Consider the following 21,430-nt stretch of genomic DNA (forward strand, 5'->3'; position numbering starts at 1 on the left):
CGCAGGGAGTAAGGATAGGGTAACCAAAAAATTAGGGCAGCCTGTGCTAAATCAGGGAGGGTCTGTGGTGCACGCCTCGGCACGCTCGGAGGACATCCGGGCGGAGGTGGCCGAACTGCTCGGCGTCGCCGTCGATGCAGTTCAGCCGGGTGGCAACCTCATCGGCCAGGGCCTGGATTCGATACGGATCATGACGCTGGCCGGTCGCTGGCGTCGCCAGGGCATCGCCGTCGACTTCGCCGCGCTGGCCGAAATCCCGACGATCGAGGCCTGGGCGCGGTTGGTCGACGCCGGCGGGCAAGGCGCCGACCAGGCATTTCCTGCCGCGGCGCCCGGGGGCGCTGAGCCATCCGGTGAGTTCGAGCCGTTTTCCCTGGCCCCGATGCAGCACGCGATGTGGGTCGGTCGCCAAGACAACCAGCAGCTGGGCGGCGTCGCCGGGCACCTCTACGTCGAGTTCGACGGCGGTCCGATCGATGCCCAACGCCTGCGCACGGCGGCCACCGCGCTGGCACGTCGCCACCCGATGCTGCGGGTCCAGTTCCTGCCCGACGGCACCCAGCGCATCACCCCGGCCGACGAGAGCGGCGACTTCCCGGTCACGGTCGAGGACCTGCGCTCTCAGAGCACCGACGAGGTCGACCAGCGGCTCGCCGCGATCCGCGACGCCAAATCGCACCAGCAGCTCGACGGCGCGGTGTTCGAACTGGCGGTGACCCTGCTACCGGCTGAGCGGTCGCGGCTGCACGTCGACCTGGACATGCAGGCCGCCGACGCGATGAGCTATCGCACCCTGATGACCGATCTGGCGGCCCTTTACGCCGGCCGCGACCTCCCCGAGCTGAGCTACACCTACCGGCAGTACCGCCAAGCCATCGAGGCCGGCGACGCGCAGCCGCAACCCGCGCGCGAGGCCGACCGAGCGTGGTGGGTGCAGCGCGTCGGCGAGCTGCCGGACCCGCCGGCGTTGCCGTCGACCGGTGGGCGCGGCTCGAATCAGAGCACCCGACGCTGGCACTGGCTGGACCCGGAAACCCGCGATGCGCTGTTTGCCCGCGCCCAAGCGCGCGGCATCACCCCTGCGATGGCTTTGGCCGCGGGGTTCGCCAATACCCTGGCGCGCTGGTCGACCAGCTCGCGCTTTCTGCTGAACGTCCCGCTGTTCGGGCGCCAGGCGCTGCATCCCGACGTCGACGCATTGGTCGGTGACTTCACCTCCTCGCTGCTGCTCGACGTCGATCTCGTCGGCGCGGGCACCGCGGCGGCCCGGGCACAGGTCGTGCAGGACGCCATGCGCACCGCCGCCGCCCATTCCGCCTACCCCGGGCTGTCGGTGCTGCGTGACCTCAGCCGTCAGCGCGGCACCCAGGTGCTCGCGCCGGTGGTCTTCACCAGCGCGCTGGGGCTCGGCGAACTGTTCAGCCACGATGTGACCGACCAATTCGGCACACCGGGATGGATCATCTCCCAGGGGCCGCAGGTGCTGCTCGACGCGCAGGTCACCGAGTTCGACGGCGGCGTCCTGGTGAATTGGGATGTGCGCGAAGGACTGTTCCCCCCTGGCGTCATCGACGCCATGTTCGCCTATCACATCGACGAGCTGCTCCGGCTGGCCTCGACCGACGACGCGTGGGACGCGCTGGGCCCCTCGGCGCTGCCGGAGGCACAGCGCGCGGTGCGCGAGGCGGCCAACACTCGCACCGCCGAACCCAGTGGAGAAGCCTTGCACGACGGGTTCTTCCGGCAAGCCGAGCAGCAACCCGACGCACCGGCGGTCTTCGCGAGTTCCGGTGACCTCAGCTACGCGCAACTGCGCGATCAGGCGCTGGCGGTGGCAGCGGCGCTGCGCGTCGCCGGGGTAGCCGCCGGCGACACCATCGCGGTGATGGGCCCGAAAACCGCCGAGCAGATTCCGGCGTTGCTGGCCATCCTTTCGGTCGGTGCTGTTTATCTGCCGATCGGCGTCGACCAGCCGCGCGATCGCGCCGAGCGCATCCTCGAATCCGGTGCGGTGCGGCTGGCCGTGGTGTGCGGCGGACAACGGCTGTCCTTGCCGGTGAAAGAACTGGTGCTTGCCGATATCCCGCGCAACGCCCCCATCGAAATTCACTTCGCCAGAATCGATCCCGCCCAGCTCGCCTATGTGTTGTTCACCTCGGGCTCCACCGGAGAACCCAAAGGGGTTGAGGTCACCCACGACGCGGCGATGAACACGGTGGAATTCATTGGACATCACTTCGAGATCGGCCCCGCGGACAGGTGCCTGGCCCTGTCGACGCTGGAAGGCGACATCTCGGTGATGGACGTGTTCGTCACCTTGCGCACCGGCGGCGCCATCGTGGTGGTCGACGAAGCGCAGCGGCGTGACCCCGATGCCTGGGCCCGGCTCATCGAGACTCATCAAGTCACGGTGCTCCACTTCATGCCCGGCTGGTTGGAGATGCTGATCGAGGTGGGCCGCGGGCGGCTGTCCTCGGTGCGGGTGATCCCCACCGGAGGCGACTGGGTGCGACCCGAGGTGGTGCGCCGCCTACAGGCCGAGGCGCCCGACCTGCGCTTTGCGGGCCTCGGAGGTGCGACCGAAACCCCGGTGCACAACACCATTTTCGAGGTAACCGAAGCGATACCGGAGGACTGGACGGCCCTGCCCTTCGGCGTCCCGCTTCCAAACAACGTCTGCCGCGTCGTCGCCGACACCGGCGCTGACTGCCCCGACTGGGTTCCCGGCGAATACTGGGTGTCCGGCCGGGGCATCGCTCGCGGCTACCGAGGACGTCCCGATCTCACCGCGGAACGCTTTGTCGAGCATGACGGCCGAATCTGGTACCGCACCGGTGATCTGGTCCGCTACTGGCCGGACGGCACCCTCGAATTCGTGGGTCGCGCCGACGACCGCGTCAAGGTCAGCGGCTACCGAGTCGAACTGGGCGAGATCGAGACCGCGTTGCGGCGCGTGCCCGGGGTACGCACGGCGGTGGCCGCCCTGATCGCAGTGTCCGGGGAATCCGACGTGCTGGCCGCGCAGGTGTGCACCGACGACACCTCCCTGACCGCCGAACGCATCCGGTTGCGTCTCGGCGACCTCGTGCCCGCGCACATGATCCCGCGCCACATCACGGTGGTGGAGCGCATCGGCTTCACCAATGCCGGAAAGCTCGACCGCCGAGCCGTCGCACGCGAATTGGCAACCGCCGTTTCGCAATCGCAGCGCCCGGGCCACCGCGCCCCGTCGTCGCCATTGGAATCGGCGCTGGCGATGATCGTCGGCGATCTGCTCGGCCGGGAGAGCGTCGGGGTCGACGACGACTTCTTCGCGCTCGGCGGTGATTCGGTGCTCGCCACCCAGGCGGTGGCGCGAATTCGGGCCTGGCTGGATGCCCCGGACATCATGGTCGCCGACATCTTCGCCAACCGAACCGTGTCGGCGCTCGCTGCGGTGCTCAGCGCCGGCGAAAACGACCACGGCCGGCTCGAGCAGGTCGCCGAGCTGTATCTGGAGGTTATCGGCATGGATGCCGAATCGGTTCTGGCGGCCTCTCAGCAATCCACGAAATCGTAAATGGCGCAATGACATTGAATAACCTGATCGCCGTGTCTTCCACCTTCCCGTCCTGGATCAAGCTGACCCCGGGCCGCAGCAACGGGTCATCCGCCGGTGCCACCGTGATATTTCCCCATGCCGGCGCGGCCGCCGCAAGCTATCGGGTACTGGCAGCTGCCCTGGCCACAGGCGGTGACACCTACATCGTGCAGTACCCGCAGCGGGCCGACCGCCTCAGCGAACCCGCGCACGAAAGCGTGCACGACCTGGCCACCAGCCTCTTCCAGGCCGCGCCATGGCCCAGCGTCGCACCGCTGAAGTTGTTCGGGCACAGCATGGGCGCCGTCGTCGCCTTCGAGTTCGCCCGTGTCGCCGAAACGCACGGCGCTGCTGTACACAAGCTCTGGGTGTCGGCGGGCCCGCCGCCATGCGTCGTCGCCGACATGCCCGAACTACCGACCAGCGACGACGGACTGCTGGCCGATATCGCCGATTTGGGCGGTACCGATCCCGAACTGCTTGCCGACGAAGAGTTCTCCGAACTACTGACCACCGCGGTGCGCGCCGACTACCAGGCCTTCAACGGGTACGACCCCAGCCCCGATGTTCGCATCGGCGCCGACATCCACGTGCTGGGCGGCCACGATGACCACCGCATCGCCACCGGCGTGCTTCGGCAGTGGGAATCCCACACCGCCGGATCGTTCGCCGTCTCGCTGTATGACGGCGGGCACTTCTATGTCTATGACCATGTCGAAGCGATCGCCGCGCAGGTGAATGCCGAGTGATACCAATATCTGACGATCGTTTCGGCGGCGGTCTTGACGCCGAGCGCGCCGACCCGGTCGTGATCGTGGGAATGGGTGTGGAGGCACCCGGCGGCATCGAAACCGCCGAGGGTTACTGGGATCTGCTGGCACACGGCCGTGAGGCACTGGGCCCGTTTCCCGCCGACCGCGGCTGGGCGGTGCGCGAACTGCTCGCCGGCTCGCGCCGCAGCGGTTTCAAAGAGATTCATGACCGCGGCGGGTTCCTCACCGGCGCAACCACATTCGATCCGGAGTTCTTCGGCATCTCACCCCGTGAAGCCGTCGTGATGGATCCGCAGCAGCGGGTGGCGCTTCGGGTGGCCTGGCGTGCGTGTGAGAACAGCGGCATCAATCCCGACGACCTTGCCGGGCACGATGTGGGCTGTTTCGTCGGCGCCTCGGCCACCGGCTACGGACCCGAGATGGCCCAGTTTTCTGAGCACAGCGGTCATCTGCTCGCTGGGACCGCGCTCAGTGTCATCTCGGGCCGCATCGCCTACACGCTGGGATTGTCCGGGCCTGCAGTGACCCTGGATTCCTCGTGCGCGTCCGCGCTGGTGGCGTTCCACGTCGCGGTGCGCTCGCTGCAGAACGACGACTGCGATCTGGCCATTGCGGGCGGGGTCAACGTGCTGGGCTCGCCGGGTTTCTTCGTCGAGTTCTCCAAACAACACGCACTCTCCGACGACGGATACTGCCGCCCCTACAGTGCGCAGGCCAGCGGCACCGTGTGGGCCGAGGGAGCGGCGATGTTCGTGCTGCAACGTAAATCGGCCGCGCTGCGTGCCGGCCGGCAGATCCTGGCCGAGGTGCGGGCCACCGCCATGAATCAGGACGGCCGCAGCGCCGGTCTGAGCGCGCCCAGTGGCGATGCCCAGGTCCGGCTGTTCCAGCGGGCCATCTCCCAGGCCGGGATCGAGCCCGCCGAAGTGGGGATGATCGAGGGGCACGGTACGGGCACCCGCCTCGGCGACCGAACCGAGTTGCGCTCACTGGCCCAGACCTACGGCGATACCGCACCCGGCGCCGGAGCATTGCTGGGTTCGGTGAAATCCAACGTGGGTCACTCCTTGGCCGCCGCCGGCGCGCTGGGACTGGCCAAGGTGCTGGTCTCCGCCGAACACGGCGCCGTCCCACCCACCCTGCACGCCTGCAACGCGAGCCCCGAAATCGAATGGGAGAAACAAGGTTTGCGGTTGAGCCAGACCTTGACGCCGTGGCCTGCGATCGACGGGCAGCGCACGGCCGCGGCGTCCGCATTCGGGATCGCCGGGACCAACGCACATTTGATCGTCTCCGTTCCCGAGGTCGCATGATGCTTACCCATGGGCTGCCGGACGGGCGCATCCCGGTCCTGCTCACTGCCCACGACCCAGAGCTGATCCGCCGGGACGCGGCGGCGATCGCCGATTACGTGGCCCGCGCCGAGGACTCGGCAGACCTGACCGCTGCGGTCTCCTCCACCCTGCTGCGGTTGCGGCGGGTGCGACGTCACCGCGCGGTGGTACGAGCGGCAGACTGCGCCGAACTCGTCGCGGGACTGTCCGCGATCGCCGGGGGCGAGGAGCACGAGCTGGTCTCGCGCTCCGCGAAGACAACGCCACCGCGCATCGCGTTCGTGTTCCCCGGCCAGGGCAATCAATGGCAGGCGATGGGCGCCGGCGCCTACCAACGGCTACCGGCCTACCGCGAGGCCGCCGACCGGTGCGCCCAAGCGTTCGCGTCCGCCGGATTCCCTTCTCCGCTGCCGTATCTGGTAGGCGACGAAGAACGAAACTGGTCGCGCACCGAGATCCAGGGAGCGCAGTTCACCCACGCGGTGAGCCTGGCCGAAGCATGGCGATCCTGCGGGGTGCTACCCGATATCACCATCGGTCACAGCCTCGGCGAGGTGGCGGCGGCTTATGTGGCGCAAACGGTATCACTGCCGGACGCAGTCGCTTTGGTGGTTGCCCGCGCCACCGTCGTCGACCACCTGACCGGCCGCTATGCGATGGCGGTGCTCGGAACCGGCCTTGACGTCGCGGCGTCGCTGCTAGCCGAGATGCCCGGCTGGCTGGAAGTTTCCGCGGTCAACGGACCGTCGTCCACCGTGGTCGCCGGTGATCACGACGCGGTGGCCGCCGCGGTGGAGCTGGCCCAACGACGGGGCATCTTCAGCCAGCAGCTATCCGTCGACTATCCCGGACACACCAGCGCACTACGGCCGCTGCGCGCGAGTCTGGCCGAGCTGACACCCAAGTCATCTTTCCGGGACGGGCCGGTGAGGTTCATCGGCTCCACGCTGGGCGCCGAGGTGGGGGACGCGACCGACTTCTCCGGCTATTGGTATGAAAACCTCTGTGGCACAGTGCGATTTGATCTCGCCGTGCAGCATGCCCGCAGCTGTGGGGCCGATGCGTTCGTGGAGCTCTCGGCGCACCCGTCTTTGCTCTACCCGCTGGGCGACATCGTCGACGACGAGTCGACCGTCATCATCGGTTCGGGCCATCGTGACCGATCCATCACCGATTCGCTGTCGGCGAGCATCGCCGCCATCGCGACCGCCGACCCCGGCTGCCAGTGGGCCGGCGCGGTCCCGCGGGCCGACCGGCCCGCGCTGCGCGGGTTCCCGAACGCACCGATGCGTGCGGTGCACCTGTGGGCGGCACCGCAACGAGTGACCGAAGCGACGCCGGCACCGGCACTCACCGTGGCCGTCGAGGACTGGCAGCCGACGACCGCGCCGATCACGCCGGGAGCAACCGCCCCCGACATCGGATTCGTCGGTGCGGGCGCGCTGGCACAGCAGTTGATCGATGCCATTGCGGCACATGGCGGCTGCCGAACGGTGTCACCGAACGAGGCGGAAATCCTCGTGGTAGCCGCGCCAGAGCTCGACCAGCTCGACGCCATCTCCGCAATCGAGGAGATGGCCGGTAGGCCCGGGGCGGGCCTACCCGATTACCCCGCACTCATCGGCCCACGATGCCGGGCCGTCTGGCTGCTCACCGCCGGTTCCGAACACATCGACCGGGACGACCCCAACGTCTCCCCGGCACAGGCGGCGCTGGCGGCCATGCATCGCAGCACCGGCTTCGAATTCCCGGACCAGGCATTCGGGCATCTCGACCTCGAACACCGTGACGTCGATGCCGCCACGGCACGGGCCGTCGTCGAGGCGCTGCTCGGCGATGTGGGCGAAGTCGCGCTGCGGGGCACCGAATCGCCGCGACGCCACGTCCGCACGTTCCGTGCGTGCCGCGAGTCGGCAACCCGGCGACCACTCGATGCCGCCACGTTGGACGATGTCCTGATCACCGGCGGCAGCGGAGCCATCGGACTGCAGTATGCGCGGTATTGCCTGCAACGCGGTGCCCGGACCATCACCCTGTTGAGCCGCAACGGTGTTGATCCGACGGTGCTGCGTGAGCTCGCCGACCGGCATGACGCCAAAGTGCTTGCCCCTCAGTGCGATATCACCGATCGCGCCGCACTGGCCGCAGTCGCAGACCAGTATGCGGGTTCGGGCGCCTCACTGCTGATCCACACCGCAGGCATCGCGCAGGCGCGATCGCGTTCCGAACTCACCGGTTCGGATGTGGCAGCGGTATCCGCGGCCAAGGTCCGCGGACTGGCGTTGCTGGCCGACGTGTGGCCGCTGCGGCGTGACTGCCGGATCCTGGCCTGCTCATCGGTATTCGGAGTCTGGGGCGGCTACAACCACGCGGCATACGCGGCGTCCAACCGGATGCTCGACGTGTTGGCCGCCCAGTTGCGCGCCAAGGGCCACGACTGCACGGCAATCCGCTGGGGACTGTGGCAAGGCGCCGGGGTAGTAGTGGGCAACGAGATCACCCGCACCGAGCGCTCCGGCCTGGTGGCAATGGAACCGGAGCAGGCGATCGAAGCCAGTCTGTACCGCTACGACGGCGATCCACTGATTTTCGACGCGGACTTCGAGCGGCTTCAGGTGTTCTTTGAAAGCCAGGGCATGCCAATGCCGTTCAGCCTTTCACGGACCGGTACGGGCGAGGACCGCGATGTCTCGGTTGAGAAGCCACTGGCCGAAGTGGTGCGGGCCGAATTGGCCGCGACGTTGCACCTGGGTGACTCGCTATCGATCGACCCGGGTACCTCGCTGATCGACCTGGGTGTGGACTCGTTGCTCGCACTCGATTTACGTAAGCGCCTGCGCCGGACGGTAGGGAACTCGATTCCGGTGTCCCGCATGCTCGGTGGCATCACCGTGACCGAGTTGATCGACGCGTTGCGTGCCGACTCAACCGGCGGGCCCGCGGCGGCGCCGTCATTCGAGCGCGCCGGCGCTGCCAACGTTGCGCACCACTCAACGCTCGCGATGCTCGAAAGGTTGGACTCCTAGCGTGACAAACTCCACCGGCGTCAGCACCCATCTCGACGATGAGCGCTTGGAACTATTGCGCCGCAAGCTCACTGAACGCGGCCTGGCCAGGACGACCGGGGCGGCGCCCGTGGCGACCGACGATGCGCCACGCTTGTCGGTCGGGCAGCACCGGATGTGGTTCGTGCAGTCCGTGGATCCCGATAGCGCGCTGCTCAACATCTGCGTCTCCTACCGCCTGCGCGGCAACGTTGATACCGTGCAGTTACATCGTGCGGTCGATGCCGTCGCGGCGCGGCACCGCGTGCTGCATACGACGTACGCCACCGACGGTGAAGGCGACCCGCATCCGGTGATCCGCGACGACCTGCGGCCCGAGTGGGCCGAACACGACTTGGCCGGGTTGACCGAGCAGGCGCGCCGGTTGCGGCTGGATGTGCTGGCGCAGCGGGACTTTCGGCGGCCATTCGACCTGAGCAAGGATTCGCCGTTGCGAGTCACCGCGGCGCGCTTGGCCTATGACGAACTGATGCTGCTGATCACCGCACACCACATCGCATGGGACGACGGCTCGTGGGCACCGTTCTTCGCCGATCTGACTCGCGCATACACCGACCCGGACGGCTTCACCGATGGGCAGGTGCTGCCGGATCTTTCCGCGGATGCGACCGCCGTTCGTCAGGCGGATCTGGACTACTGGCGGCCGCTGATGGCCGACCTTCCGGAGCCACTCGAGCTTCCCGGGCCCAACGGTTCGGTGGTGCCCACCACCTGGCGCGCACAGCGCGCAACCGCGCGGTTGTCGGCCGACACCGTCGAGCGGGCGTCCGCGCTGGCCCGCGAGGCGGGCGCCACCCCATACATGGTGTTGATGGCGGCGGTCGCCGCCCTCGTGCACCGGTACACCCAGTCGACCGACTTCCTGATCGCCGCCCCGGTGCTCAACCGCGGCGTGGGCACCGAGGATGTCATCGGGTACCACGGCAACACCGTGGTGATTCGCCTGCGGCCGCAGTCGCACCAGACGTTCCGCGAGCTGCTGACCCAAACCCGTGACGGCGCGGCGGGCGCCTTCGCTCACTCGCGCGCCGACCTGGACTGGCTGGTGCGCGAGTCGAATCCCGATCGCCGGCATGGCGCCGACCGGATGACCCGAGTGAGTTTCGGGCAACGGGAGCCCGATGGCGCCGGCTTCTGTCCGCCGGGCGTGCGCTGCGAACGTGGCGAATTGCGCGGCCATTTCAACCAATTGCCACTGAGCCTGATGGTCGAGCTGAACCGGACGCCGGATGGCTCCGGCGGCGGCTTGGTCGAGGCCGAGTACCTCGTCGAGGTGATGGATCAGCAGCTGGTCGCGCAACTGCTGCGCCACTACGCCGCCTTACTGGACGGCCTGCTGTCCGACCCCGACGCGACGCTGTCGGCGTGCGCGTTGATGAGCGCGGAAGACGCCGAGTGGCTGCGCGCGGTGTCGACCGGTGCGGAATTCGTCACCCCGGCCAGCACATTGCCCGAGCTGATCAGCCGGCGGGCGGGTCTATCGCCCGATGCCGTTGCCGTCGTCTACGAGGGCCGCGGCTACACCTACCAAGAGATCGATGAAGCGTCCAACCGCTTGGCGCACTGGCTCATTGAGCGAGGAATCGGCACGGAGGACCGTGTCGCGGTGCTGCTGGACAAATCTCCCGAATTGGTCATCACGGCACTCGGGGTGCTCAAAGCGGGCGGGGTTTATCTGCCGGTCGATCCCACCTATCCGGAGGACCGGCTGAGCTTCATTCTCGAGGATGCGGACGCCAAACTAGTTCTGCGCGAGCCGGCTACCGACCTGGCGCGCTATCCGGCCGGCGCTCCCGCCGAGTTGATCCGGCCGCTGAGCCCGCAAAACACTGCCTACCTGATCTACACCTCGGGTTCCACCGGACTGCCCAAGGGTGTTCCGGTGCCGCACGCACCCATCGCCGAGTACTTCGTCTGGTTCGGCGACGAATACCGCATCGACGACACCGATCGGCTGCTGCAGGTCGCGTCGCCCAGCTTCGACGTGTCGATGGGTGAGATCTTCGGCACGTTGATCATGGGCGCCCGCTTGGTGATTCCGCGACCCGACGGACTTCGCGATATCGGCTATCTGACCGAGCTGCTGGCCCGTGAAGGCATCACGTCGATGCACTTCGTGCCGTCACTGCTGGGGCTGTTCCTGTCCTTGCCCGGCGTCAGCCAGTGGCGGACGCTGCGGCGCGTGCCGATTGGCGGCGAGGCCCTGCCCGGCGAGATCGCCGACAAGTTCCACGCCACCTTCGACGCGTCGCTGTACAACTTCTACGGCCCGACCGAGACGGTCGTGAACTGCACCAGCTACCCGGTGGAAGGCGCCCAGGGTACCCGGGTGGTGCCGATCGGCCGGCCCAAGATCAACACCCAGGTGTATCTGCTCGACAACGCGCTGCTGCCGGTTCCCGTCGGAGTGATCGGGGAAATCTACATCGCCGGAACGCATGTGGCGCACGGATATCACCACAGGCCGCAGTTGACGGCCGAGCGCTTCGTCGCCGACCCGTTCACGCCCGGCGGGCGGATGTACCGCTCCGGTGACCTGGCCCGCCGCAACGCCGATGGTGACATCGAGTTCGTCGGCCGCGCCGACGAGCAGGTGAAGATCCGCGGTTTCCGCATCGAGCTCGGCGAAATCGCGGCCGCCATCTCGGTCGACCCCAGCGTGGGACAAGCGGTCGTGCTGGCCATGGACCTGCCCCAGTTGGGCAAGAGCCTGGTGGGATACGTGACGCCGGCCCAGGGCGCCGGGACGGAATCGGTTGACGTCGAGCGCATCCGCGCCCGGGTGGCCGCCGCGCTGCCGGACTACATGACTCCGGCCGCATATGTGGTGCTCGACGAGATCCCGATCACCGCGCACCAGAAGATCGACCGCGGGGCGTTGCCGCAACCACAGATCGAAGCCGCCACCGAATACCGCGATCCGACGACCCGCACCGAACACCGCATCGCGCAACTGTTTTCCGGGTTGCTCGGGCACGAACGCGTGGGTGTCGACGACTCATTCTTCGATCTGGGCGGCCACTCGCTGGTCGCCACCAGACTAATCACCGCGATCCGCGCGGAGTGCGGCGTCGAAATCGGCATCCGCGAGGTGTTCGAACTCGCCACGGTGGGGTCGTTGGCCGAGCGGGTCGACCAGCTCAGTTCGGGCGAACTGACGCAGTCGCGGCCCAGACTGATCACCACCGCACACGACGGGCCCATGCCGCTGTCGGCCTCGCAGCTGCGCAGCTGGTTCGCCTACCGCGTGGACGGGCCCAGTCGTGTCAACAACATTCCCTTTGCCGCGAAACTGACCGGGCCGTGGGACATCGATGCGCTGATCGCCGCCGTCGGCGATGTCGTTGCCCGGCACGAAATCCTGCGCACCAGCTACGTCGAGCTGGACGGCGTGCCCTATCAGGTGGTGGGCCCGGCCGGCGTCGAGGTTCCGGTGCGTCGCGAGGTCGGTCCCGACGACGCCTGGCTGCAGCAGCAGCTGGACGCCGAGCGGCGCCACTGCTTCGAGCTGGACGGTGAATTGCCGATCCGGGTCGCGGTACTGCGCGCCGAGAACGCGGGCGAGCATGTGCTGTCGCTGGTCGTGCACCACATCGCCTCCGACCATTGGTCCGCGGGCGTGCTGTTCTCCGACGTGATGACGGCCTACCGGGCCCGGCGTGGCGGAGAAGCGCCGTCCTGGGCCCCGCTTCGTGCGCAGTACGCCGACTACGCCGCCTGGCAGCGCGCCTTCCTGGGCCTGGATTCCGAAGCGAGCGGCCAGGAATCCGCCATAGCCGGCCAGCAGCGGGAGTACTGGACTCGGCAGCTGGCCGGGCTGCCGGAGGACACCGGGCTGCGACCGGACTTCCCGCGCCAGCCGGTGCCCAGCGGCGAAGGGGAGTGCGTCGACTTCCACGTCGACTCGGCCACCCGCACCAAGCTGGGTGCGCTGTGCCGCGAGTTGGGCATCACCGAATTCATGCTGCTGCAAACGGCCGTCGCCGTCGTCGTGCACAAAGCCGGTGGCGGAACCGACATTCCGCTGGGCACTCCGGTCGCGGGCCGCACCGAAGCCGAGTTGGACCAGCTGATCGGATTCTTCGTCAACATCCTGGTGCTGCGCAACGACATGGACGGCAATCCGACGTTGCGCGAACTGCTCAAGCGGGCGCGGGAGACCGCCCTGGCCGCCTACGCTCACCAAGACCTGCCGTTCGACCGGGTGGTCGACAGCGTCAGTCCGGTGCGCTCGCTGTCCCGCAATCCGCTGTTCCAAGTTGTGGTGCACGTCCGGGATCACCTGTCCGCCACCCGGGTCATCGAGACCGCGGCGGCGGGCAGCGGCGAGCAGGACACCGTGTGCACGTCGCTGGACCCCATCTTCGACATGGCACACGCGGATCTGAGCGTCAACTTCTTCGGCACTGACGGCTCCGGCGACGTCGGCTACAACTGCAATGTCATCTACCGCACCGAGCTTTACGCCCGAAGCTCCATCGAGCGGTTGGCCGGATGGCTGACCCGAGCCCTCACCGAGTTTGCCGACGACGTCGACCAAACTTTGCGAGACGTCCAGCTGATCGATGGCGGGGAACAACACCGCATCCTGCGGGAGTGGAGCCGCGGTGAGCGGCCGCCGCACGACCGGCCGCGCTCCATCCCGGAATTGCTGGAACCCAGCAGGACGTGGGGAACGGACCGGATCGCGGTGCGCTGCGGCGACGAGAGCATCGATTACCCTGCGCTGCACCGTCGTTCGGATAATCTGGCCGCCCTGCTCGCCAAGAACGGAGTGCGCCCAGGATCGTTGGTGGGGCTGTCGACGCGGCGGAGCATCGAGCTGGTGGTGGCGCTGGTGGCCATCATGAAGTCCGGTGCCGGTTACTTCCCCATCGACCCCGGTTATCCGCTGGCGCGAAAGCAATTCATGCTCGACGACGTGCAGCCGCCGGTCGTGGTCGCGACGACGGAAGCGGTGGACACCATGCCGCGGGTTCCCGGGGTTGAGCTGATTTCGATGGACGACCCACAGGTACGCGCCCTGGTCAACCGCGATGAGGCGGATCCTCAGGTGAGGGACTTGCGGTTGCCGCACCCCGATGACCCCATGTACCTGGTGTTCACGTCGGGGTCCACCGGCAAGCCGAAAGGTGCGGTGGGAACGCATCGCTCGATGGCCGCCCGGCTCGACTGGCAGCTTCGGCACTACCCGCCGCGCACCGACGACGTGCGATTGGCGCAGGCCTCGATCACCTTCCTCGAGGGCGGCATGGAGATGCTGGCCGGCCTGGCGGCCGGCGCGACCATGATCCTGGCCGACGATGCCGAGCACCGCGACCCGGAGGCCCTCGGCGACTTGATGAAGCGGCATTCGGTTGCCCAGGTCACTGCCGTGCCCAGCCTGGTCTCGGCGTTGGTGGACAGCCGGCCCGACGCCGTGCGCTCACTGTCACGTCTGGTGTGCGGTGGCGAACCGGTGAGCATGTCGCTGCTGCAGCGGCTGGGTTCGGTGTGCGCGGACGAGGACGGCGCCGGTACCGAGTTGTTGAACAACATCGGTTCCACCGAGACCTCAGGGGCGGTGTCCCGGGGGCGGTTGGGCCTGCCGAATCCGCTTGTTGGAAAGCCGGTCCCGGGTGCGCAGGCCTACCTGCTCGACGACGGACTGCGTCCCGTGCCGATCGGCGTGGTGGGCGAGCTGTATTACGCCGGTGACCAGCTGGCTCGAGGGTATTGGAAACGCCCCGGTCTGACCGCGACGCGGTTTATCGCCAATCCCTTTGGGGTAGAAGCGGGTTCGCGGTTATATCGCAGTGGCGACCTGGCCCGGTGGACCGAGGACGGCCAACTGGAATTCGTCGGACGGTCCGACCACCAGGTGCAGGTCCGTGGATTCCGCGTCGAGTTGGCCGAGGTCGAGGCGGCCCTGGCGACCGCCGACGGCGTCGCCGCCGCGGCGGCCCGCACCTGGGAGGTGCACGGCGGCACGTCGCTGGCCGGATATGTTGTGCCGCAACGGCCTATCCTCGATGACGCCGAGAAGGCGACATTCGCCGGGGAGGTGCGCGGCGCGATCGCCACCATCCTGCCGGGCTACATGCTGCCGTCGTCGCTGACCGTGCTCGACGTCCTGCCCAAAACCGAATCGGGCAAGCTGAACCGGCCCGCCCTGCCGCGGCCCGCGGTCAGCACCGGCGGCCAGACCGAGCCGGCCCGCACGGACACCGAACGGGCACTGGCCAAGGTGTTCGCCGAACTGCTGGCGACTCCCGAAGTCGGGCGCTTCGACGACTTCTTCGCCCTCGGCGGTGACAGCATCCTGTCGGTGCAGTTGGCGTCACGGGCGCGGGCTGCCGGTTTGACCGTGAGTCCGCGGATGATCTTCGAGAATCCGACGGTGCAGCAGTTGGCTGCCGCGCTGGATGCGCTGAGCGGCGCAGAGTCCGACGTCGAGCAGGACGAGCCGGCGACAGATACCAGCTTCGAGCCGATGAGCGCGTCCGGGCTGTCATCCTCGGATCTGGCCGCCGTGACGCAACTTTGGTCGTCGTCACGACGACAAGGCACGACATGACGGCTGCCAAAACCGATGTCGCGCCCGACATCGAGGACGTCATGGCGCTGAGCCCGCTGCAGGAGGGCTTGTATTCGCTGACCACGCTGGCCGAATTCGTCGACGGCGAAGAGGCGGACGACCCGTACGTGATCGGGATTGCCGCGGACATCTCCGGCACACTCGATGTCGCACTGCTGCGTGATTGCGCGGAGCAGATGCTGGTGCGCCACCCGAACCTGCGAGCGAGCTTTTTCAGCCGGGGAATCCCGCGACCGGTACAGATCGTGCCGTCCCGCGTCGAGCTGCCCTGGCGGCTCGTCGCCGCCACACCCGAGGACGTACCGGCGCTGGAAACCGGCGAACGCCGACGACCGTTCGACCTGGAGCATGGGCCGGCCATCCGCTTCCTGCTGATCGAATTGCCCGGCAGGCAATGGCGTTTGGTGCTCACCGCGCATCACATCGTGATCGACGGATGGTCGTTGCCGGTGTTCGTCAACGAGATGATGATCCTGTACCGGGCCGGCGGCGATCCGTCGGCGCTGCCCATCGCCCCGCGGCCCTACCGCGACTACATCGGCTGGCTGGCGAGCCGCGACCCGCAAACCAGCCAGCGGGTCTGGCGCGAGCACCTCGCGGGTCTGGGCGGCCCCACCCTGCTCGCCGCGGCGCTGGGATCCATGGAAACGACCGAGGGCCGGCAGAGGGCGCTGCCGCGCACCACCGGACTGCGACTGCCGGCCGAAACCACCACGCGATTGGTCCAGGACGCGCGGTCCCGCGGCATCACCGTCAACACCCTGATGCAAATGGCGTGGGCGCTGGTGTTGTCGCGGTTGACCGATAGCCACGATGTGGTTTTCGGGGTCACGGTTTCCGGTCGCCCGCCCGAACTCACCGGCGTCGAGACCATGGTCGGTTTGTTCATCAACACCGTGCCGCTGCGGGTGCGGCTCGACCCGACCGCGACCGCCGGCGCACAATGCCGTGCCGTGCAGCGCAATGCCGCGCTGCTGCGTGAGCACAGCTATCTCGGGCATGCTCAACTTCGGGCCCTCGGCGGGCTCGGGGAGATGTTCGACACCCTGCTGGTCTATGAGAACTTTCCGATGGACGGATTGACCGCCGGCGGCGAATTGACCGCTGGCGGTGCGACATTTCGACCGTCCGCCCTGCAAACCCTGTCGCATTTTCCGATCGCCATCGCCGCCCACATGGAGGGTGGCGAGCTGGTGGTTCTGATCGAAGCCATCGACGGAGCACTGGGTGCCGTTGACGCCGCCACTTTCGGGCGGCGGGTGCTGATCACCGCCGAAAGACTGCTGCAGGGCTGGCAGCGCCCGCTGAGCGAGGTCAGTGTCCTGCTGGAGGATGAGGCAGACCCGCTGCGCGCCGTCGGCACGCCGAAAGCGTTGTCGCCGTCGAGCATCCACACCCGGTTCGCCGACGCCGTGGCCAGGACGCCGGACAACCCGGCGGTCAGCTGGGCGGGTGGCACGCTGAGCTATCGCGAGCTGAATGTTCTGTCCAGCCGGCTGGCAGCGCGACTTGCCGACCTCGGGGTCGAGCCCGAAACGCCGGTGGGCATCAAACTTTCGCGAGGCCCGCAGTACATCACTGCGATACTCGCCGTGCTCAAAGCCGGCGGCATGTGCGTGCCGATGGAGCCGAAAATGCCCCCCGAACGGGTGAACTCGATCCTGCGCCAATCGGGCGCGCTGATCGTGCTGGACGAAGAGCGGACCGAAGAGCTACTGGAGGCCGGCGAACCGCACGACGACGACTTCGACCCCGTCGACGTTCCACCCGCGCAGGCCGCCTATGTCGTGTTCACCTCGGGCACCACAGGAGAACCCAAGGGCGTCATCGGAACCCACGGCGCGCTCGGCGCCTACGCCGACGATCATCTGGACCGCGTCTTGCGGCCCGCCGCGGACAAACTGGGCCGGCCGCTGCGCATCGCACACGCGTGGTCCTTCGCTTTCGACGCCGCCTGGCAGCCATTGGTCGGGTTGCTGGACGGGCACGGTGTGCATGTCGTCGACGAGCAGACCCAGACCGATGCCGAGGCGCTCGTCGCGCTGATCGCCGCGCACGGCATCGACATGATCGACACCACCCCGTCAATGTTTGCCCAGCTGCACGCTTTCGGTTTGCTGACCCAAACCCCACTGACCGTGCTGGCGTTGGGCGGCGAGGCGGTCGGCAGCGCGGCATGGGCCCGGATCCGCAGCACCTGCAACACCGCGCCGATGACGGCATACAACTGCTACGGGCCCACCGAGACCACGGTCGAGGCGGTGGTCGCCGCCATCGCCGAGCACGACGAGCCATCGATCGGGCGGCCCGCCCGGCACACCCACGGCTACGTGCTGGATTCCGCGCTGCGACCCGTGCCGTGCGGAGCCACGGGCGAGCTGTATCTGGGCGGTGCCCAGCTGGCCCGTGGCTACCTGGGCCGCGCTCCGGAGACCGCGACGCGCTTTGTCGCCGACCCGTTTACGCCCGCCGAACGGATGTATCGCACCGGCGACCTGGTGCGACGGTTGCCCGACGGCTCATTGCAATACGTGGGCCGCGCCGACGCCCAGGTGAAGATCCGCGGCCACCGCGTCGAACCCGGCGAAATCGCGGCCGCCCTCGAATCGCATCCGGCCGTGCGGCACGCGGGGGTGCTGGTACGGCAGCGCCAGGGCGTTGCGGGGCTTACCGCGTACGTGGCGACCGACACGGCAACCGACCGGCCCACGGCATCCGAGTTGCGGAGCATGCTCAGCACCCGGCTGCCCCGCTACATGATTCCACAGCGCATCGTCATGGTCGACGAAATCCCGTTGACCCCCAACGGAAAACTGGATGAAGCCGCGTTGGCCGCCGTCGACGCCGCGGAGCCCCAGGCCGCCGCGGCGACGGCCCAGACCGCCACGGAATCCGCACTGGCCGAACTGCTCGCCGAGCTGCTCGGCCAACCGCGCATCGACGTCACCGCGGACTTCCTGCAGCTCGGCCTGGACAGCATCATGGCGTTGTCGGTGGTACAAGCCGCCCGAGCACGCGGAATTGCGCTGCGCGCCAGGCTCATCCTCGAGTGCAGCAACGTCCGCGAACTGGCCGAGGCGATCGACTCGGAAACCATGGCGGCCGCCCAGCAGGTGGACACTGGAACCGGACCAATGCCGTTGCTGCCCAATGGTCGATGGCTTTACGAATATGGCGACCCGCGCAGGCTCGCCCAAACCGAAGCCATCCGGTTGCCCGAGGCGTTACGTCGCGAGCAGTTGGATGCGGCCCTGGCCGGCATCGTCGAGGGTCACGAAGTGTTGCGCACCCGGCTGGATCGTTCCACCATGACCCTGGTGCCGGCACCGGCCGCCGACATCCTCGATGCACTCAAAGAGGTTGAGGTGGTCGGCGATCTGGCCGCAGCGGTACCGGCCCACGTCGCGCAGGCCGTCGACCGCCTGGACCCCGAACGTGGAGCGCTGCTATCGGCGGTGTGGCTTCGACCGCCCGCCGGAGAGAGCGTGCTGCTGCTGGCCGCGCACGTCGTGGCGATGGACCCGGCGTCGTGGCGAGTGGTTCTCGGTGAACTCGGCGCTGCCCTGACGGCTTCGGCCGCCGGCCACTCACCGGCACCCATTCGCGAACACACCAGCTATCGGCGCTGGGCCGACGCGGTCACCGAGCGGGCGCACCGGTTGGACACGGTGCAATTCTGGGCGTCGCAGTTGGACGGCGACGATCCCGACCTCGGAGCCCGTCGGCTCGATCCAAGCCGCGACCGGGCGCGCGATCTGATCGTCCGCAACGCCGCCACCGACGCCGACGTCACCCGCCGGCTGCTGGATTCGGGCCTGCCGTTGCCCACGCTGCTTGTTGCCGCCACCGCGGCGACGGTGACGCGCTGGCGAGAGCTGCGCGGACAGCCCACGCCGCCGCCGCTGTTGGCGCTCGAAACACACGGCCGCGCCGACAGTGTGGTCGATGGCCCGGGTGCACGCACCATTGACACCAGCGACACGGTGGGGCTGCTCAGCTCCATCTACCCGGTACGGCTGGACTCGACCGATCCGCAAAAGGTGGGGGAGCAGTTGGCGGCGATCCCCGGCGATGGACTCGACTACGGGTCGTTGCGCTACCTGCGCGCCGACACCGCCGAGCGGCTCGCCGTTTTGCCGCCCCCGCAGCTGCTGCTCAATTATCTCGGCGCCGCCCACACCGACGGCGGCACCGGGCTGAGGCTCGAACGCGAGTTACTCGCCGGAGTATCGCCGGTGCCCGAGCCGGAGCTGGCGGTGCGCCACGAGCTCACCATCGCGGCGATGGTGCTGACCTATGGCGGGCAGCGGGTTCTGGCCGCGCAGTGGCGCGCGCTGCCTGACGTTCTCGATGACGCGGATATTGCCGCGCTACAGGAACTTTGGATTGATTCTCTGCGGGAGATGGTGAAATGAGCACACTTGCGATCGTGGGGGCGGGCGCCAAGGCGGTGGCCGTGGCGGCCAAGGCTTTCGCGCTGCGTGAGATGGGCGTGGCGGTTCCCGACGTGGTCGCCGTGGAGCGGATCGGTGTCGCGGCGAACTGGCAGGCCAGCGGGGGCTGGACCGACGGCGCGCACCGGCTGGGTACCAGCCCGGAAAAAGACGTCGGGTTCCCCTACCGCTCGGCGCTGGTGCCGCGCCGCAACGCCGAACTCGACGAGCGGATGACGCGCTACAGCTGGCAGTCCTATCTGATCGCGACGGCGTCATTCGCCGAGTGGATCGACCGCGGCAGACCGGCCCCGACGCATCGCCGGTGGAGCCAGTACCTGAGTTGGGTCGCCGACCACGTGGGCATGGACGTGGTGCACGGTGACGTCGAACGACTGGCGATCACCGGGGACCGCTGGGCGTTGCACACTCACGAGACCACCGTGCACGCCGATGCGTTGATGATCACGGGACCCGGTCAGGCCGAAAAATCTTTGCTCCCCGGCAATCCCCGCATGCTGTCGATCGCCCAGTTCTGGGACCGCGCCGCAAATCACGACCGGATCAACGCGGAGCGGGTAGCGGTGATCGGCGGTGGCGAGACGGCCGCGGCGATGCTCTACGAGCTGTTCCGGCACCGGGTGTCGAGCATCACGGTGATTTCCCCGCAGGCCACGTTGTTCACCCGGGGGGAGGGGTTTTTCGAGAATTCGCTGTTCTCCGATCCGACCAATTGGCCGGCTCTCACCCTGGCCGAACGTCGCGATGCGTTGGCCCGTACCGACCGTGGGGTGTTTTCGTCAAACGTGCAGGAAGCGTTGCTGGCCGACGATCGCATTCACCACCTGCGCGGTCGCGTGGCCCACGCGGTGGGCAAGGAGGGGCAGATCCGGTTGACGCTGTCCACCAACCGCGGCAGCGAGAACCTGGAGACGGTGCATGGGTTCGATCTCGTCATCGACGGTTCCGGCGCCGACTCGCTTTGGTTCGCACCGTTATTCAGTCAGGACGCACTCGATCTGCTCGAACTCGGCCTCGGTGGGCCCCTCACTTCAGAGCGGCTGCAGGAGGCGATAGGTTATGACCTGGCCGTCACAGACGTGACACCCAAGTTGTTCCTGCCGAACCTGTCAGGACTCACCCAGGGGCCCGGGTTTCCCAATCTGAGCTGCCTGGGACTGCTATCCGACCGGGTGTTGGGATCCACCGTCAGCCCGTCCAAGTATCCCGTGCGAAGGAGACATGATGAGCGCCAACCCCTTTGATGACGACAACGCGACCTTTGTGGTGCTGGTCAACGGCGAGGACCAGCACAGCCTGTGGCCGGCCTTCGCTGACACGCCGGCCGGCTGGCGGGTGGCGTTCGGTGAAGCGAGCCGCGTGGATTGCCTGCAGTACGTGGAACAAAACTGGTCAGATATCCGCCCCAAGAGCTTGATTGAGGCGCTTGCCGGGGAGTAACCGGCCACGCGGTGCCGGGGTCTGCGGGGGCGAAAGGTGCTGCTACATACGTGCCGCACAGTCTATTTAGCGTGTTTTGACACGTCGGGACCGTAGCGTCGTCGTAACGTGACCGGGCTGAGACACAAATGCCGGAGTCACAGGGCACACTTACACCATCTTCAACCAATGGAGACGGTGACCGTGTGCGGCGATCCGCAGGATCCC

The 21,430-nt window shown here is 67.9% G+C and carries 8 protein-coding genes; all 8 read left to right on the plus strand.

What is annotated here, in order from left to right; all coding sequences use genetic code 11:
• Window positions 1-64 precede the first annotated feature (64 nt).
• The 8 genes from A5782_RS16775 to A5782_RS16810 are packed head-to-tail and all read left to right on the plus strand — an operon-like array spanning window position 65 to window position 21,223.
• Window positions 65-3,559, plus strand: a complete 3,495-nt coding sequence (locus A5782_RS16775) for a non-ribosomal peptide synthetase (protein ID WP_067102518.1) — start codon at window positions 65-67, stop codon at window positions 3,557-3,559.
• 8 nt (window positions 3,560-3,567) lie between these two features.
• Window positions 3,568-4,329 carry a thioesterase II family protein gene (locus A5782_RS16780; RefSeq protein ID WP_067102522.1) on the plus strand — a complete coding sequence of 254 codons (762 nt, stop codon included), beginning with the start codon at window positions 3,568-3,570 and terminating at the stop codon, window positions 4,327-4,329.
• 5 nt (window positions 4,330-4,334) lie between these two features.
• The gene (locus A5782_RS16785) at window positions 4,335-5,666 is read left to right on the plus strand and encodes a polyketide synthase (RefSeq protein ID WP_369815644.1); all 1,332 of its coding nucleotides are present in this window, start codon (window positions 4,335-4,337) and stop codon (window positions 5,664-5,666) included.
• Window positions 5,666-8,713: a mycobactin polyketide synthase MbtD gene (gene mbtD / locus A5782_RS16790; RefSeq protein ID WP_067102596.1), complete on the plus strand. Its 3,048-nt coding sequence runs from the start codon at window positions 5,666-5,668 to the stop codon at window positions 8,711-8,713. Before A5782_RS16785 ends, mbtD begins: the two co-directional genes overlap by 1 nt.
• Before the next feature lies 1 nt (window position 8,714).
• Window positions 8,715-15,308, plus strand: a complete 6,594-nt coding sequence (locus A5782_RS16795) for a non-ribosomal peptide synthetase (protein WP_067102528.1) — start codon at window positions 8,715-8,717, stop codon at window positions 15,306-15,308.
• Entirely contained in the window at window positions 15,305-19,744 is a 4,440-nt protein-coding gene (locus A5782_RS16800; RefSeq protein WP_067102532.1) for a non-ribosomal peptide synthetase, read from the plus strand. The genes A5782_RS16795 and A5782_RS16800 overlap by 4 nt, the downstream gene beginning before the upstream one ends.
• Complete coding sequence (gene mbtG, locus A5782_RS16805; RefSeq protein ID WP_067102536.1) at window positions 19,741-21,027, plus strand: NADPH-dependent L-lysine N(6)-monooxygenase MbtG; 1,287 nt, start codon at window positions 19,741-19,743, stop codon at window positions 21,025-21,027. Before A5782_RS16800 ends, mbtG begins: the two co-directional genes overlap by 4 nt.
• Window positions 21,008-21,223, plus strand: a complete 216-nt coding sequence (locus tag A5782_RS16810) for an MbtH family protein (RefSeq protein WP_067102540.1) — start codon at window positions 21,008-21,010, stop codon at window positions 21,221-21,223. Before mbtG ends, A5782_RS16810 begins: the two co-directional genes overlap by 20 nt.
• The last annotated feature ends 207 nt before the right edge of the window (window positions 21,224-21,430 follow it).

Source organism: Mycobacterium sp. 852002-40037_SCH5390672 (assembly GCF_001665875.1).
Classification (GTDB): domain Bacteria; phylum Actinomycetota; class Actinomycetes; order Mycobacteriales; family Mycobacteriaceae; genus Mycobacterium.